A 14,613-nucleotide genomic window follows, 5' to 3' on the forward strand; every position below is an offset into this window, starting at 1 on the left:
CGGAAGGAATATGAACAACGGCTGGCGATCGCCACATAGAAGATCATGCGCCTCGCATGGCTGAAATGAGACCAGCTCCCTGCGACGTGGAACTGCGCTCGTTGCAAAGCATCACCGGGCCTGACTTATTGTCCGCTTGATGCTCAGGAGGCCAAGGATTGACTCGTGCCAAGTCCTTGTGTTCGGCTTGGCGCAACAATGCCCTCTTGAGTTCGCCAACTTTCCTCAAGGGGGCGCCACATGCACGTCTGGACAGCCCTTGCGCTGGAAGTCCTCGCCACGCCGAACCGCAACAGAACCGCCAGCGCCCGCAAGAGGCGCATCACGAAGTATTTCCAAAGGCACTTCAACCTGAACCACGGAGACTACAAATGGCAATCGACGTGTATCTGCAGATTGACGGTATCAAGGGTGAATCCCATGACGACAAGCACAAGGACTGGATCGAAATCGTGCAGGCTCAATGGGGTGTGGCGCAACCTGTCAGCTCGCCGGGCTCCGCTACCGGTGGCCGCACCACGGGGCGCAGCGAATACTGCACGCTGTCGCTGGCCAAGCTCGCCGACCTCGCATCGCCTGTACTGATGCAGCACTGCTCGAACGGCAAAACCATCCCGAAGGCGAAGATGGAATTCATGCGAGCCGATGGTGACGGCAATCGGGTGAAGTATTATGAGGTCGAGTTAGAGAACGTACTGATCGGCAACATGGAACAGATGGTGGCGGAGGGAAGCATCCTGCGTGACCACATCTCCCTCCACTTCAGCAAGGTCAAATGGAGGTACACGCAGCAAAAGATCGGCGGCGGTACGGGCGGTCAAACCGCCGGCGGCTGGGACCTGGGCTGCAACAAGTCGTGCGCGTAACGGAGGTGGACATGGCCGATCAAAAAGACGACCCGCTCCGGCCCACCCAGGACTCGCGCGGCTTCTTCATGCTGCCGCGTTCGCCGGCAGAGTCCGGCTACTACACCTACGGCACCATGGACAACAAGCCGGACAGGGGTGGATACCAGTACCCTCACCCGATCATGATGCAGGCAATTCTGCGCGTGGGCCTGGAGTGGCAGGCCATTGATCGGCGCCGCTTCGGCATCGGTAACATCAGTCGTGCTGACGCATTCGATGACGATGATCACGACTCCCATCTGGACGGCCTGCAGGTGGATGTCCGGCCACTTCGTAAGGATGGGCTCGAAGAACCGGTGACATGGAGGCAAGCGCAGCTGTACGACAGAGATGGGACAGCGAAACTGATCGAGTTGTTCCGCACCTTCGCCCCGGTCAGGCTCGTTCTGTTCAACGACACCAGCATCCCGTTCGTTAGGACAGCCAGGCGTCATGACGACCATTTCCATGTAGCCTTGATCGGATGAGTATGCGCAAATTGACCTTGCTAGTTCTCGCTGGCCTGTGCCAGATAGGCAGCGCTGCCGAAGACAACAAAAAGCCCCACGAGCTGAATCAGTGGAACCCGCTCAATGCCAACTACAAGATTCACTCAGGCGGCACTGCCTATTCGGAGCTTCCTACGAAGACAGACAGCGCACTTTCGGTCGCTTTCAGGGACGAAGCGGCGAGACAGGTGTTCGAGCAGATCGGGCCGGACGTAGAGCCCGTCTGTGGGAGCGGCGAAAAGGGTTATCGGGTACGAGAGAAAAAGGGCATCTATTGCTCATTTACTCCTCGCTTGGAAAATCCTAAAAACTCACTTTACCGATGCTGGATAGGGATCGACCTGCGAACTGGCGAGGGCGACGTTCGGGTAACGTGTTGAACCGATGCCCACAGAATCCCTTCGGCAACGACTTGCCCGAAAGGTGAGAAATCCAGGGATGTACGCTCTGCTCGCTTGAGATTGGTGCGGAAGATGAAGCCCGGCAGGAGCAGGAAAAAAACGATCAGCGCAGGCAACGCGACGTTCATCAGAACGTGGTGTTATGCGGCCTTGGGTACGATAGTAACGCGAACCGACTGACCGTCGTCACGGCGAATCTTGAACTCGCCTGCAGCAGCCTGGCGTGCCGTTTGCGGGAGGCTCCGTTTGCTGGTCATGAACTGGCGCAACTGGTCCCGAGCTTGCGGATCAGCAAGGAGTTCTGACGCGAGCTGGCTTTTCAAGGCTTTCATGCTTTAACTATGCCACAAGTAAAAAACGATTGCATCTGACGATACGCTTTCTTGCGCATAAAAACAGAAGGCCGGCTCGCTAAGCGATACCGGCCCCATGTCCATCGGCGGAAGACTCCGCCAGATGAAAAAATATTACTGCAGCTTGATTTCGACGTCGACGCCAGCTGGCAGGTCCAGCTTCATCAGTGCGTCAACGGTCTTGTCGGTCGGGTCCACGATGTCCATCAGACGCTGGTGCGTACGGATTTCGAACTGGTCGCGCGAGGTCTTGTTCACGTGTGGGGAACGCAGCACGTCGAAACGCTGGATGCGGGTCGGCAGTGGGACTGGGCCCTTGACGACGGCGCCGGTGCGCTTGGCGGTGTCGACGATTTCCAGTGCGGACTGGTCGATCAGCTTGTAGTCAAACGCTTTCAGGCGGATACGGATTTTCTGGTTTGGAGCGGACATGCTAATTCCTTTAAAAGAACGTTCCGGCTTGCTGCCGGCAATGTGGTAAAGGTACTTCGGTACTGCTCAAGAGGCGGGAGTATATCATCGTTCCCGCTCAAACAGATGGGGACAGACCAAAAAGTCTGTCCCCATCGTTGTGCCGGCAAGACGCTCCGGAGAGCGCCTACCTGCGATCAAGGCCTGATGAATTAGGCGATGATTTTTGCCACGACGCCGGCGCCGACGGTACGGCCGCCTTCGCGGATTGCGAAGCGCAGACCTTCTTCCATCGCGATCGGAGCGATCAGCTTGACGGTGATCGAGACGTTGTCGCCTGGCATGACCATTTCTTTGTCTGCTGGCAGTTCGATCGAACCGGTCACGTCAGTCGTACGGAAGTAGAACTGAGGACGATAGTTGTTGAAGAACGGGGTGTGACGGCCGCCTTCGTCTTTCGACAGGACGTAGATCTCACCGGTGAAGTTGCTGTGTGGCTTGATCGAGCCTGGCTTTGCCAGAACCTGACCACGCTGCACGTCTTCACGCTTGGTGCCGCGCAGCAGCAGACCGACGTTGTCGCCAGCTTGACCTTGATCCAGCAGCTTGCGGAACATTTCCACGCCGGTGCAGGTGGTCTTGACGGTGTCAACGATACCGACGATTTCGATTTCTTCGCCGACTTTGATCACGCCGCGCTCGACACGACCGGTCACGACGGTGCCGCGGCCCGAGATCGAGAACACGTCTTCGACTGGCATCAGGAAGGCGCCGTCAACAGCACGTTCCGGGGTTGGGATGTAGGTGTCCAGAGCTTCTGCCAGACGGGCGATGCACTCTTCGCCCATTTCGCCTGGCTGGCCTTCCAGCGCCATACGTGCCGAACCCTTGATGATTGGCAGGTCGTCGCCTGGGAACTCGTACTTCGACAGCAGTTCGCGGACTTCCATTTCGACCAGTTCCAGCAGTTCTGCGTCGTCGACCAGGTCGCACTTGTTCAGGAACACGATGATGTATGGAACGCCAACCTGACGCGCCAGCAGGATGTGCTCGCGGGTCTGTGGCATTGGGCCGTCAGCGGCCGAGCACACCAGGATCGCGCCGTCCATCTGCGCAGCACCGGTAATCATGTTCTTGATGTAGTCGGCGTGGCCTGGGCAGTCAACGTGAGCGTAGTGACGGTTTTCGGTTTCGTACTCGACGTGCGCGGTGTTGATGGTGATGCCGCGTGCTTTTTCTTCCGGAGCCGCGTCGATCTGGTCGTAGGCCTTGGCTTCGCCGCCGAATTTCTTCGACAGGACGGTAGCGATTGCAGCCGTCAGGGTGGTTTTGCCGTGGTCAACGTGACCGATGGTGCCGACGTTGACGTGCGGCTTGGTCCGTTCGAATTTACCTTTTGCCATTTCCTAATTCCTTTAAGAGAAACGATATATTTGTTTAACTGGAGGGATGGGACGTCCCATCCCTCCATTATCTATTACTTGGACTTCGCGGTGACGATGGCGTCAATCACGTGCTTCGGAGCTTCCGAATAGTGCTTGAATTCCATCGTGTAGGTCGCGCGGCCCTGGGTCGCCGAACGCAGCGAGGTCGAGTAACCGAACATTTCCGACAGCGGGACTTCGGCCTTGATGATCTTGCCGCCGCCGCCTGGGATTTCGTCCATGCCCTGGACCATACCGCGACGCGACGACAGGTCACCCATCACCGAGCCAGCGTAGTCTTCAGGCGTTTCCACTTCCACGGCCATCATCGGCTCGAGGATGACCGGATTCGCTTTACGGCAGCCTTCCTTGAACGCCATCGAGCCCGCCATGCGGAACGCGTTTTCGTTCGAGTCGACGTCGTGGTACGAACCGAAGGTCAGGGTGACTTTGACGTCGACCACTGGGTAACCAGCCAGCACGCCGGTGGTCAGGGTTTCGCGCACACCTTTTTCGACTGCAGGGATGTATTCGCGTGGAACCACACCGCCCTTGATCGCGTCGATGAACTCGAAGCCCTTGCCTGGCTCTTGCGGCTCGATCGACAGGACTGCGTGACCGTACTGACCACGACCGCCCGACTGCTTGACGAACTTGCCTTCGACGTCGGTGACTGCCTTGCGGATGGTTTCGCGGTATGCAACCTGTGGCTTGCCGACGGTCGCTTCCACGTTGAACTCACGCTTCATGCGGTCAACGATAATTTCCAGGTGCAGCTCGCCCATACCACCGATGATGGTCTGGCCCGATTCTTCGTCGGTACGTACGCGGAACGATGGGTCTTCCTGTGCCAGGCGGTTCAGCGCCAGGCCCATTTTTTCCTGGTCGGCCTTGGTTTTCGGCTCGACTGCCTGTTGAATCACAGGCTCAGGGAAGACCATCTTTTCCAGGGTGATGACAGCCGAAGGATCGCACAGGGTTTCGCCCGTGGTCGCTTCTTTCAGGCCGACCGCAGCGGCGATGTCGCCGGCGCGCACTTCCTTGATTTCTTCGCGCTGGTTGGCGTGCATCTGCAGAATACGACCCAGGCGTTCTTTCTTGCCCTTGACCGGGTTGTAGACGGTGTCGCCCGAATTGACCATGCCCGAGTAGACGCGGAAGAAGATCAGCTGGCCAACGAACGGGTCGGTCATGATCTTGAATGCCAGCGCCGAGAATTTCTCATTGTCGTCAGCTTTACGGGTGACCGGCTGGTCGTCTTCATCGGTACCGGCGACTGGTGGGATGTCCACTGGCGACGGCAGGTATTCGATGACGGCGTCCAGCATTGCCTGCACACCCTTGTTCTTGAACGCGGTACCGCACATCATCGGAACGATTTCCGACGCGATGGTGCGCTGGCGCAGGGCGGTCTTGATCTCTGCTTCCGACAGATCGCCTTCTTCCAGGTACTTGTTCATCAGCTCTTCGCTGGCTTCAGCAGCGGTCTCGACCAGCTTCTCGCGCCATTCGTTGGCTTGATCGACCAGTTCCGCAGGGATGTCGCGGTAGTCGAACTTCATGCCTTGCGAAGCGTCGTCCCAGATGATTGCTTTCATCTTGACCAGGTCGACCACGCCCAGGAAGTTTTCTTCCGCGCCGATCGGGATCTGCAGAGGGATCGGGTTTGCCTTCAGGCGAGCGCGCATCTGCTCGTAGACCTTGAAGAAGTTCGCGCCGGTACGGTCCATCTTGTTGACGAAGGCCAGACGTGGGACTTTGTACTTGTTAGCCTGACGCCACACGGTTTCCGACTGTGGCTGCACGCCGCCGACTGCGCAGTAAACCATGCAGGCGCCGTCGAGCACGCGCATCGAGCGTTCGACTTCAATGGTGAAGTCAACGTGGCCCGGGGTGTCGATGATGTTGATGTGGTGAGGCTCGAAGTTACCGGCCATACCTTTCCAGAAGCAGGTCGTCGCTGCCGAGGTAATGGTAATGCCGCGTTCCTGCTCTTGCTCCATCCAGTCCATCGTCGCTGCGCCATCGTGCACTTCGCCGATCTTGTGGTTGACGCCCGTGTAGAACAGGACGCGTTCGGTGGTGGTGGTTTTACCAGCATCGATGTGAGCCGAAATACCGATATTGCGGTAGCGCTCGATGGGGGTCTTGCGTGCCATAATTTTTCCTAAATCTTTGAATGGACAAAACCGAGCATCATCTTGATGATCAAAATGAGCCCGGCCTGAACAACAGATACTGCAGGGGCATATTCAGGAGAAAAATCCCCCTGCGGTCTGCCCATTTTTTTAGAAGCGGAAGTGCGAGAACGCCTTGTTCGCTTCTGCCATGCGGTGGACTTCGTCACGACGCTTCATTGCGCCGCCGCGGCCTTCAGCCGCTTCCATCAGTTCACCACCCAGACGTTGCGGCATGGATTTTTCGCTGCGCTTGTTTGCGGCTTCGCGCAACCAACGCATGGACAGCGCCATACGACGAACCGGACGAACTTCCACTGGCACCTGGTAGTTGGCGCCACCGACACGGCGGGACTTGACTTCCACCAGCGGTTTAGCGTTGTTGATCGCGGTCGTGAACACTTCCAGCGGGTCTTTGCCCGACTTGGATTGAATGTGTTCGAATGCACCGTAGATGATGTTTTCTGCAACCGACTTCTTGCCGGACAGCATCAGAACGTTGACGAATTTGGCGACATCGGTGTTGCCGAATTTTGGATCCGGCAGGATCTCGCGCTTGGGTACTTCACGACGACGTGGCATTTCAATTCCTTCCTGTCTTCAGTTGAGTGCGGATTCCACACTCGCGAAAGGCCCTCATGACCCTTCACTTACTCGGCCTTGCGGCCGGCTCAACTTATCTAATTAATGTGACGTGTCGATGACACGCACCTCGAAGATTACTTCTTCGCAGCCTTGGCACGCTTGGCGCCGTACTTCGAGCGCGCTTGCTTACGGTCTTTGACGCCCTGGGTATCCAGTGCACCGCGAACCATGTGGTAACGCACACCTGGCAAGTCTTTCACACGACCGCCGCGCAGCAGCACGACACTGTGTTCTTGCAGGTTGTGGCCTTCACCGCCGATGTACGAAATGACTTCGAAACCGTTGGTCAGACGCACTTTAGCGACTTTACGAAGTGCCGAGTTCGGCTTCTTCGGGGTGGTGGTGTACACACGGGTGCACACGCCACGTTTTTGCGGGCAGTTTTCCAGTGCCGGCGACTTGCTCTTCACAACCGCGGCTTCACGCGGCTTGCGAATCAATTGATTGATGGTTGGCATCGTTCCTAATCCAACTAAATTGCTGCTACGTTGACGACCCGGGACGGCAAACGAGCTGGCCCGGGGACTAAAACCTAGTCCCGTAAGAATTGACAGCGCAGGCGACGAAAGCCACTCGACGAAAGGAGCGGCTGCGAATGCGTATACGATGTGCAGAATAAAAACGAGAACTCGCGAATATACGCTGAATGTGACGGCGGGTCAACCGATTTGCCACTTCGCTCAGCTCGCCTGGGCGAGCGGGCCGGTAAACCGTGGTGAATGTGGCATCACCGCGACGGGCCTGCCCCATGACGGTGCAAAACGTGCCTGCGGGCACTCACGCTTGACGCGCGATCTCCACGAACGCTTCCAGGTAGGCGGTGCCGGCATCCACTTCGCGCGTGCCCAGGAAGATCTGCTTGAACACCCCTTCGTGCCCCAGCCGCACCGGCGCTACCGCCATCCTTCCCGCATACTCGTCCACCAGCCAGCGCGGCAGCGCCGCCACGCCGCGGCCGCTCGCCACCATCTGCAGCATGATGTCGGTGGTCTCGATGGTCTTGCGCTGGCGCGGCGCGCAGCCGGCCGGCAGGAAGAACTGGTTGTAGATGTCGAGCCGTTCGACGTCGACCGGATAGGTGATCAACACGTCGTCGGACAGGTCGGCCGGCTCGGCGTGGGAACGCCCGGCCAGCGGATGGCTGCTGCCCACCACCAGTACCTGCTCGTAGTCGAACACCGGCACGAAGCGCAGCCCCGGCTTGAACAGCGGGTCGGGCGTGACCAGCAGGTCGATTTCGTAGCCGTGCAGGGCCTTGAGGCCGCCGAACTGGAAGCGCTGCTTGACGTCGACGTCGACCTCGGGCCATGCGGCCAGGTAAGGATCCACCACTTTCAACAGCCACTGGTAGCAGGGATGGCACTCCATCCCGATGCGCAGGGTGCCGCGCTCGCCGCGCGCGTATTCATGCATCAGGCGCTCGGCATGCTCGAGCTGGGGCAGCACCCGTTCGGCCAGCGCCAACAGATAGCGCCCGGCCTGGGTCAGGCGCAGCGCCCGCCCCTCGCGCGTCCAGACCGGCGTGCCGAGCTGCTGCTCAAGCTTCTTCACCGTGTGGCTCAAGGCCGATTGCGTCAGGCACAGCACGTCGGCGGCGGCGGTCAGCGAGCCGCGCCGGTCGACCTCGCGGATCAGGGACAGGTGGATGCGTTCGATCATGTCACATGAATGAAATTAATGGATGGATGAAATCATACCAATTTTATTCATGAATCAAGCGGCCTATCATGAACTCATCCATTCTTATCAGGCTGACTTCACCATGACGACTACCCACACCCTCGGCTTCCCGCGCATCGGCGCGCGCCGCGAACTGAAATTCGCCCTCGAACGGTTCTGGAAGGGCGAGGCCTCGGCCCAGGAACTCGGCGCGCAGGCGGCAGCGCTGCGCCAGCGCCACTGGCAGCAGCAGGCCAGGCTCGATTTCGCCGCGGTCGGCGACTTTTCGCTGTACGACCAGGTGCTGGACATGAGCTTCACCCTCGGCAACGTGCCAGCGCGCGCGCATGCGCACCATGGCGATGCGCTCGACGCGCCGCTTCATTCTTATTTCCGGGTGGCGCGCGGCCGCAGCCAGGGCGATCACGACCACGCCTGCGGCGGCGTCCATGCCGGCGAAATGACCAAGTGGTTCGACACCAACTACCACTACATCGTCCCCGAATTCAGCGCCGACACCGGTTTCAGGCTCGACACCGCGCGCCTGGACGAACAGCTGGCCCAGGCGCGCACGCTGGGCGTGAAGGCCAAGCCGGTGATCATCGGCCCCCTCACCTATCTGTGGCTGGGCAAGGCCAAGGACGGCAGCGACCGGCTCGACCTGCTGCCCAAGCTCCTGCCGGTATATGCCGAGCTGCTGGCCTGGTTCGTCACGCAAGGCATCGAATGGGTGCAGGTCGACGAGCCGGCGCTGGTTACCGAGCTCGATGCGCGCTGGCAGGCCGCCTATGCGAGCGCCTACGACCTGCTCCAGCACAGCGGCGCCAGGCTGCTGCTGGCGACCTATTTCGGCCGCCTGGAAGATAACCTGGCGCTGGCCTGCGCGCTGCCGGTGGACGGCCTGCACCTGGACGCGATCCATGCCCACGCCGAGATCGCGCCGGTGATCGACGCCCTTGGCCCGGACAAGGTGCTGTCGCTGGGCGTGATCGACGGCCGCAATATCTGGAAGACCGACCTGCACGCCACATTGGAATGGCTGGAGCCGGTGCAGCGCCAACTGGGCCAGCGCCTGTGGATCGCGCCATCGTGCTCGCTGCTGCACGTGCCGGTCGACCTGCAGAACGAGACCACGCTCGATCCCGAAATCCGCTCGTGGCTGGCGTTCGCCGTGCAGAAGCTGGAAGAATTGCGCATCCTGGCCCATGCGCTCGACCACGGCCGCTCGCAGGTGCAGCTCGAACTGGTCGAGAATGCCGCCGCGATCGACCGCCGCCGCGCCTCGAAGCGCGTATCGAATCCTCAAGTAGCGCAGGCCCTGGCCGCGATCACCCCCGAGCTGGGCCAGCGCGCCAGCAGCCACGCCGAACGCAGCCTGCAACAGGCCGCCCTGCTCCAGCTGCCGAGCTACCCGACCACCACCATCGGCTCCTTCCCGCAGACGGCGGCGATCCGCCAGGCCCGCAATGCCCATAAAAAAGGCGAACTGGATGCGGCCGCCTACGAGGAAGCGATGCGCGGCGAGATCGCGCGCTGCGTGCGCGAACAGGAAGCGCTGGGGCTGGACGTGTTCGTGCACGGCGAGGCCGAACGCAACGACATGGTCGAATACTTCGGCGAGCAGCTCGACGGCTATGCCTTCAGTCAGAACGGCTGGGTGCAATCCTATGGTTCGCGCTGCGTGAAGCCGCCGATCCTGTTCGGCGACGTGCGCCGCCCACAGGCGATGACGGTCAAGTGGACGACTTACGCACAGTCGCTGACCGACAAACCGATGAAGGGCATGCTGACCGGCCCGGTGACGATCCTGAACTGGTCGTTCGTGCGCGACGACCAGCCGAGGTCCGTGAGCTGCCGCCAGCTGGCGCTGGCCATCCGCGAGGAAGTGCTGGACCTGGAGCGCGCCGGCGTGCGCGTGATCCAGATCGACGAGGCGGCCCTGCGCGAAGGCTTGCCGCTGCGGCGCGGAGAATGGAAGGACTACCTGGACTGGGCGGTCGAGTCATTCCGCATCACGGCCAACGGCGTGGCGGACGAGACCCAGATCCACACCCACATGTGCTATTCGGAGTTCAACGACATCATCACCGCGATCGCCGCCATGGATGCCGACGTGATCACGATCGAGACCTCGCGCTCGGATATGGAACTGCTGGACGCTTTCGATGACTTCAGCTATCCGAACGAGATCGGGCCGGGCGTGTACGACATCCATTCGCCGAACATCCCGAGCCAGGATCACATCGTGGACCTGATGCGCAAGGCCGCGACCCGCATCCCCCCCAACCGCCTGTGGATCAATCCGGACTGCGGCCTCAAGACCCGCAACTGGGAAGAAGTGCTGCCGGCGCTGCGCAATATGGTGGCGGCGGCGCATACCCTGCGCGCCGCCTGAAGCCAGCCCTCAGTTGGTCTTTTTCAGGAAGTCGCTGACCGCCTTCACCAGCAATGGCGAGACTGGCAGCGACGGGTCGCTGTAGGCCGCGGCCTGCAGCGCCGGGTCGGCCCGCACGTGCTTGAAGATATGGTTCATGCCGGGAATGATGGCCAGGGTCGCATCGGGCTTGGCGCGATGCAGCCCGTAGGCCTGGGCCACCTCCACCTGGATGTCGGTATTGCCCTGGACGATCAGCACCGGCATGGTCAGGGCGGCGATGCGCTGCGACGGCACGTACTTGAACCACGAGATCACGTAGGGCTGGATACTCGGCCGGTAAGCAGCCATCAGCGCGGGCGGCACCTGGTCGACCGTCGCGCCGTTCTCGAGCGCCGCCAGGATGCGCTCGTTTTCCTTGTCGAGCTCGGGCGGCAGCTTGCCGGCAAGCTGCTTGCGCAGGATGGCCGGGGCGCCGTCGGCGGCGCCGGCGATCGAGACGAAGGCCGCGGCGCCGGCCTGCTGCGCCGCCAGCATGCCGATCAGGGATCCCTCGCTGTGACCGATCACGGCCACCGGGCCGAAGCGCGCATCGGCCTTCAGCTTGCCGAGCCAGGCCGCGGCATCGTCGACGCCGGTCTCGAAGCGCAGCTCGGATTCAGGCGGTCCGGCCGCCAGGCTGGCGGCCACACCGCGCTTGTCGTAGCGCAGCGAGGCGATGCCCTCCCCGGCCAGCGCCACGGCCAGCATCCTGAGGCTGTCGTTGCGGCCCGGGATCAGGGGATTGTTGCCATCGCGGTCGGTCGGGCCGGAACCGGCGATGATCAAGGCGACCCGCGGCTTGCCCTCTAGGGCGGCCGGCAATTGCAGGGTGCCGGCGATGCGGCCGGTCGGCGTGTCGAGATTGATGTGTTCTTCGGCCGTTTGGGCCGAGGCGATGCCGGCGGCCACGAACAGCAGCAGGGTAGCAACGAGGCTGGTGGCGGATTTCATGCGCGCTCCGCAGTGATCGTCCTGGGCGAGACCGCCAGGACCGTCAGCCAGCCCAGGAAGGAAAAGCAGCGCTGCAAACCCACGAAACACAGGAACCAGACAGCCCACTGCGCGGCGCTGAACTTGACCGGCTGGTACTGAATTCCGGCCGCGTGCAGCAACCCGATCGTCGACATCGCCGTGAGGATCACCACGGGTATGAAAAACCACCACTTCCTTTCAAGCTCTGACATAGCATTCCTCATTCAATATCATTCACGCCGCCACCGGCAGGCCGCGCTGCGCCAGGCAGAAATCCTGGATCCGTTCCAGCGCCGCCTCGGCTTGACGCTGGTCCAGCCCCGCCCCGAAATGGTAGCGGCGGGTAGCGGTCTCGATCTCGATCCGGCCATGGCCGAAGCCGAGGGCATCCCACTTGGCTTCCGGCGTCCAGGCCTCCGGCGCCGGCAGCAGCCGCAGCGCGCGGATCTCGTCGGGCCGGAAGGCCAGCTCGATCGGCGGCAGCTCGCCCGCAGGGGCGATGTACAGCTCATCCCGGAACACGAAGTTGCGATACAGCGCCCAGGCCGCCACGCTCACGATGGCCAGCGCGCAGGCGGTGAAGATGGCGACGCCAGGCGACAGGTCGCGCTGCGCGCCGCTGGCCAGGCCATAGACCAGCAGGCAGACGAAGCAAAAGGACATGCACGCGGCAAAGCCGCGCTTCTGGGTTGGACAGACGATATGCAGGACCAGGCTGGCGCTCATTCCTTTTCTTCGAAAACGGCCTTGACCGTGAAAGATACCACTTCTCGAAGAATGGAATATGCGCGGATTCTCTCGCGCCCTACATTCCCGGCTCCAGCGCGCCCATGAACCAGCCCAGCTCTCCGTCCAGCGCGGCCCGGATCGGTCCCGGCGTGAGGCCGGTCCAGCGCTTGAACGAGCGCCGGAAATTGGCGGCGTCATGAAAGCCCAGGTAGCGCGCGACCTGCTCGTTGTCGGCCCGCTCGACCTGGAACAGCCACAGCGCCACATGGGTGCGCACCTGGTCGAGCTCGCCCTGGAAGTGGGTATGGTGGCGCAGCAGCTGGCGCTTGAAGGTCGCCGGGCTGACGCCGAAGTCGGCGGCGGTGCGCTCCAGCGTCGGCGCCGTGCGCACGTTGGCCAGCAGATAGTCGTACAACGCGGCCAGGATGCCGGGTGCGCGCGCCTCTTCCTGCTCGGCGGCCCGCTGCGCCAGGCGCGCCGCCATCTCGCTGGCGCGCGGCCAGGGCCGGTCGAGCCAGGCCGCCGGCAGCAGCATGGCGTCGAGCTGGCAACCGAAGCGCAGCTCGGCGCCCAGGTGGACGTGGTGCTGTTCGACGTGGCGCGGGGCGCCGCGGTTGAAGCAGAAGCGCCACGGCAGGCGCTCGCCGCCCAGCCAGCGGCACAGGGCGACCACCGCCGTCATGTGCATCTCGACCAGGGCCGGCCGGATGCCGGGCGCGCCATAGGCGTCGACCCAGTACAGCAGCGCGACCTCGCCCCAGGTCACGAAGCGCGGCCGCAACAGCGGCGTCAGGCGCGCGTGGAAACGGCACAGGGTCTGCAGCAGCGTGCGCAGGTCCGGCGCCTGCACCAGCGCGTGGCTGGCGGCGCCATCGTGACCGGGCAACAGCAGCTGGCCCAGCATGAAGCTGGTGTCGGGGCTGTCCAGCGCATGCAGGGTATTCGCCAGTTGCTGCAGGTATTGCGCCGGCGCCACCAGGCGGTCGGGATGCAAGCCTGCCAGCAGACCCGTATCGCGCAGCAGGTCGGCGTCGCTCGCATCGCGCGAGCGGCCGTATTCCAGCGCCAGCGCGGGCTGCTGCCGCGCCGGGATCGACGGTTCTCCGGCCGGCTGCCAGGCGGTCACACGGCGTCCATCTGGCGGCACAAGTCGGACAGCAGCGCATCCGGCGCGCCCTGGGCGGGCGCGCAACCGTGGCGCAGCGAGATCCGCACCCGGCCCTTTGGCGCATGGTGGCGCATCGAGGACACCATGCGGCACAGGTGCTGGGCGGCTTCGCGCGCCTCGCCCTCGTGCAATCCGGGCATCAGCACCGCGAAGCGATCGCCCGCATAGCGGCACAGCAGGTCTTCGTTGCGCAGGTTCAGGAGCAGCATGTGCGCCACCGCCTGCAGCACGCGGTCGCCCTCCGCCTGGCCGTGTTCGCGGTTGATGCGGTGGAATTCGTCGATGTCGAACAGCACCAGCGCGCAGCCCTGGCCATCGTTGCGCCGACTCTCCAGGCGCAGCTGCTCGCGCAGGTAGGCGGCGTCGGCCAGCTGGGTGATGCGGTCGAACGGGCGGTGGTTGCGAAACAGCCGCTCGCGCTTGCGCATGTGGTCGGACAGCGTGGCCTGCTCGAGCCTCCAGTAAGCCATGCCGACAGTGAGGACCAGCATCCCGAGCGGCAGCAGCGACTCCAGCGCGTTGTCCCACAGCGCCGCCTTGTCGACGTCGACCACCTCGTCCAGGCAGTCGGCCCAGGAGCCGAGCATGATGCAGGCCAGGCCGCCGGCCAGCAGCCGCGTGACCAGCCCATCCGGCCGGCTGGACAGCACGATCAGGCACCACAGCGCCGCCAGCAGCGAGGTGCCGCCCTCGCTGGCGATGTCGACCCAATCCCATTCGGCCATCGGGATGAGCGACCCCGCGCCGACGAACAGGAAGGCAAAGGCGCCGAGCAGCGCGCCGATCAGCAAGGCATGGCGGATCACGTTGGACATGGGGCAGCGTTCGAAGTGGATCGCCGGAACATAGCGCAGCCACATGA

The 14,613-nt window shown here is 62.4% G+C and carries 16 protein-coding genes; 4 read left to right on the forward strand and 12 right to left on the reverse strand.

Annotated elements, in window-relative coordinates:
- The first annotated feature begins 371 nt into the window (after positions 1-371).
- Genes HMPREF9710_RS02185 through HMPREF9710_RS02195 form a run of 3 tightly spaced genes read left to right on the forward strand, consistent with a single transcriptional unit; the run spans position 372 to position 1,776 of the window.
- Positions 372-866 (forward strand): Hcp family type VI secretion system effector, encoded by a 495-nt coding sequence (locus HMPREF9710_RS02185; protein WP_005663500.1) that lies wholly within the window; start codon positions 372-374, stop codon positions 864-866.
- 11 nt (positions 867-877) lie between these two features.
- Positions 878-1,375, forward strand: a complete 498-nt coding sequence (locus tag HMPREF9710_RS02190; RefSeq protein ID WP_005663502.1) for a hypothetical protein — start codon at positions 878-880, stop codon at positions 1,373-1,375.
- A gap of 2 nt (positions 1,376-1,377) precedes the next feature.
- Positions 1,378-1,776 carry a hypothetical protein gene (locus tag HMPREF9710_RS02195; protein WP_051205005.1) on the forward strand — a complete coding sequence of 133 codons (399 nt, stop codon included), beginning with the start codon at positions 1,378-1,380 and terminating at the stop codon, positions 1,774-1,776.
- Between the two features lie 161 nt (positions 1,777-1,937).
- Here HMPREF9710_RS02195 and HMPREF9710_RS28195 read toward each other — a convergent pair whose 3' ends face one another.
- The 7 genes from HMPREF9710_RS28195 to HMPREF9710_RS02230 form a co-directional block, all read right to left on the reverse strand.
- Positions 1,938-2,129: a hypothetical protein gene (locus tag HMPREF9710_RS28195; protein WP_040774911.1), complete on the reverse strand. Its 192-nt coding sequence runs from the start codon at positions 2,127-2,129 to the stop codon at positions 1,938-1,940.
- Between the two features lie 135 nt (positions 2,130-2,264).
- Positions 2,265-2,582 (reverse strand): 30S ribosomal protein S10, encoded by a 318-nt coding sequence (gene rpsJ, locus HMPREF9710_RS02205; protein WP_005663509.1) that lies wholly within the window; start codon positions 2,580-2,582, stop codon positions 2,265-2,267.
- A gap of 191 nt (positions 2,583-2,773) precedes the next feature.
- On the reverse strand, positions 2,774-3,964 hold the full coding sequence (gene tuf / locus HMPREF9710_RS02210; RefSeq protein ID WP_005663511.1) for an elongation factor Tu: 1,191 nt from the start codon (positions 3,962-3,964) through the stop codon (positions 2,774-2,776).
- Between the two features lie 74 nt (positions 3,965-4,038).
- Positions 4,039-6,144 carry an elongation factor G gene (gene fusA / locus HMPREF9710_RS02215; RefSeq protein WP_005663513.1) on the reverse strand — a complete coding sequence of 702 codons (2,106 nt, stop codon included), beginning with the start codon at positions 6,142-6,144 and terminating at the stop codon, positions 4,039-4,041.
- A 129-nt stretch (positions 6,145-6,273) separates the two neighbouring features.
- A complete protein-coding gene (gene rpsG, locus HMPREF9710_RS02220) occupies positions 6,274-6,744 on the reverse strand; it encodes a 30S ribosomal protein S7 (protein ID WP_005663516.1) in 471 nt (156 codons plus the stop codon).
- Between the two features lie 137 nt (positions 6,745-6,881).
- Positions 6,882-7,265, reverse strand: a complete 384-nt coding sequence (gene rpsL / locus HMPREF9710_RS02225) for a 30S ribosomal protein S12 (RefSeq protein WP_005663517.1) — start codon at positions 7,263-7,265, stop codon at positions 6,882-6,884.
- Between the two features lie 319 nt (positions 7,266-7,584).
- Complete coding sequence (locus HMPREF9710_RS02230) at positions 7,585-8,466, reverse strand: LysR family transcriptional regulator (protein WP_005663519.1); 882 nt, start codon at positions 8,464-8,466, stop codon at positions 7,585-7,587.
- A 103-nt stretch (positions 8,467-8,569) separates the two neighbouring features.
- Here HMPREF9710_RS02230 and metE point away from each other — a divergent pair, with 103 nt between their 5' ends.
- Entirely contained in the window at positions 8,570-10,861 is a 2,292-nt protein-coding gene (gene metE / locus HMPREF9710_RS02235) for a 5-methyltetrahydropteroyltriglutamate--homocysteine S-methyltransferase (RefSeq protein WP_040775483.1), read from the forward strand.
- A gap of 9 nt (positions 10,862-10,870) precedes the next feature.
- On the opposite strand, the gene HMPREF9710_RS02240 is transcribed toward metE, so the two are convergent.
- From HMPREF9710_RS02240 to HMPREF9710_RS02260, 5 genes are all read right to left on the reverse strand, one after another.
- The gene (locus HMPREF9710_RS02240; RefSeq protein WP_005663521.1) at positions 10,871-11,833 is read right to left on the reverse strand and encodes an alpha/beta hydrolase; all 963 of its coding nucleotides are present in this window, start codon (positions 11,831-11,833) and stop codon (positions 10,871-10,873) included.
- A complete protein-coding gene (locus HMPREF9710_RS02245) occupies positions 11,830-12,066 on the reverse strand; it encodes a hypothetical protein (RefSeq protein ID WP_005663524.1) in 237 nt (78 codons plus the stop codon). The genes HMPREF9710_RS02240 and HMPREF9710_RS02245 overlap by 4 nt, the downstream gene beginning before the upstream one ends.
- A gap of 22 nt (positions 12,067-12,088) precedes the next feature.
- On the reverse strand, positions 12,089-12,580 hold the full coding sequence (locus HMPREF9710_RS02250) for a hypothetical protein (protein WP_005663525.1): 492 nt from the start codon (positions 12,578-12,580) through the stop codon (positions 12,089-12,091).
- A gap of 79 nt (positions 12,581-12,659) precedes the next feature.
- Positions 12,660-13,709, reverse strand: coding sequence for an AraC family transcriptional regulator (locus HMPREF9710_RS02255; RefSeq protein ID WP_005663526.1), 1,050 nt, complete (start codon positions 13,707-13,709; stop codon positions 12,660-12,662).
- Entirely contained in the window at positions 13,706-14,566 is an 861-nt protein-coding gene (locus HMPREF9710_RS02260) for a GGDEF domain-containing protein (protein ID WP_040775486.1), read from the reverse strand. Before HMPREF9710_RS02260 ends, HMPREF9710_RS02255 begins: the two co-directional genes overlap by 4 nt.
- Positions 14,567-14,613 lie beyond the last annotated feature (47 nt).

Origin of the sequence: Massilia timonae CCUG 45783, from assembly GCF_000315425.1 — a bacterium.
In the GTDB taxonomy this organism is placed as follows: Bacteria; Pseudomonadota; Gammaproteobacteria; order Burkholderiales; family Burkholderiaceae_D; genus Telluria; species Telluria timonae.

What these genes read in the sequence shown, in the direction of transcription:
- HMPREF9710_RS02245 (WP_005663524.1), bottom strand. Translation starts at nt 12,066, where the DNA reads ATGTCAGAGCTTGAAAGGAAGTGGTGGTTTTTCATACCCGTGGTGATC.
- HMPREF9710_RS02260 (WP_040775486.1), bottom strand. Translation starts at nt 14,566, where the DNA reads ATGTCCAACGTGATCCGCCATGCCTTGCTGATCGGCGCGCTGCTCGGC.
- metE (WP_040775483.1), top strand. Translation starts at nt 8,570, where the DNA reads ATGACGACTACCCACACCCTCGGCTTCCCGCGCATCGGCGCGCGCCGC.
- HMPREF9710_RS28195 (WP_040774911.1), bottom strand. Translation starts at nt 2,129, where the DNA reads ATGAAAGCCTTGAAAAGCCAGCTCGCGTCAGAACTCCTTGCTGATCCG.
- HMPREF9710_RS02240 (WP_005663521.1), bottom strand. Translation starts at nt 11,833, where the DNA reads ATGAAATCCGCCACCAGCCTCGTTGCTACCCTGCTGCTGTTCGTGGCC.
- tuf (WP_005663511.1), bottom strand. Translation starts at nt 3,964, where the DNA reads ATGGCAAAAGGTAAATTCGAACGGACCAAGCCGCACGTCAACGTCGGC.
- HMPREF9710_RS02185 (WP_005663500.1), top strand. Translation starts at nt 372, where the DNA reads ATGGCAATCGACGTGTATCTGCAGATTGACGGTATCAAGGGTGAATCC.
- rpsG (WP_005663516.1), bottom strand. Translation starts at nt 6,744, where the DNA reads ATGCCACGTCGTCGTGAAGTACCCAAGCGCGAGATCCTGCCGGATCCA.
- fusA (WP_005663513.1), bottom strand. Translation starts at nt 6,144, where the DNA reads ATGGCACGCAAGACCCCCATCGAGCGCTACCGCAATATCGGTATTTCG.
- HMPREF9710_RS02230 (WP_005663519.1), bottom strand. Translation starts at nt 8,466, where the DNA reads ATGATCGAACGCATCCACCTGTCCCTGATCCGCGAGGTCGACCGGCGC.
- rpsL (WP_005663517.1), bottom strand. Translation starts at nt 7,265, where the DNA reads ATGCCAACCATCAATCAATTGATTCGCAAGCCGCGTGAAGCCGCGGTT.
- HMPREF9710_RS02250 (WP_005663525.1), bottom strand. Translation starts at nt 12,580, where the DNA reads ATGAGCGCCAGCCTGGTCCTGCATATCGTCTGTCCAACCCAGAAGCGC.
- HMPREF9710_RS02195 (WP_051205005.1), top strand. Translation starts at nt 1,378, where the DNA reads ATGCGCAAATTGACCTTGCTAGTTCTCGCTGGCCTGTGCCAGATAGGC.
- HMPREF9710_RS02190 (WP_005663502.1), top strand. Translation starts at nt 878, where the DNA reads ATGGCCGATCAAAAAGACGACCCGCTCCGGCCCACCCAGGACTCGCGC.
- rpsJ (WP_005663509.1), bottom strand. Translation starts at nt 2,582, where the DNA reads ATGTCCGCTCCAAACCAGAAAATCCGTATCCGCCTGAAAGCGTTTGAC.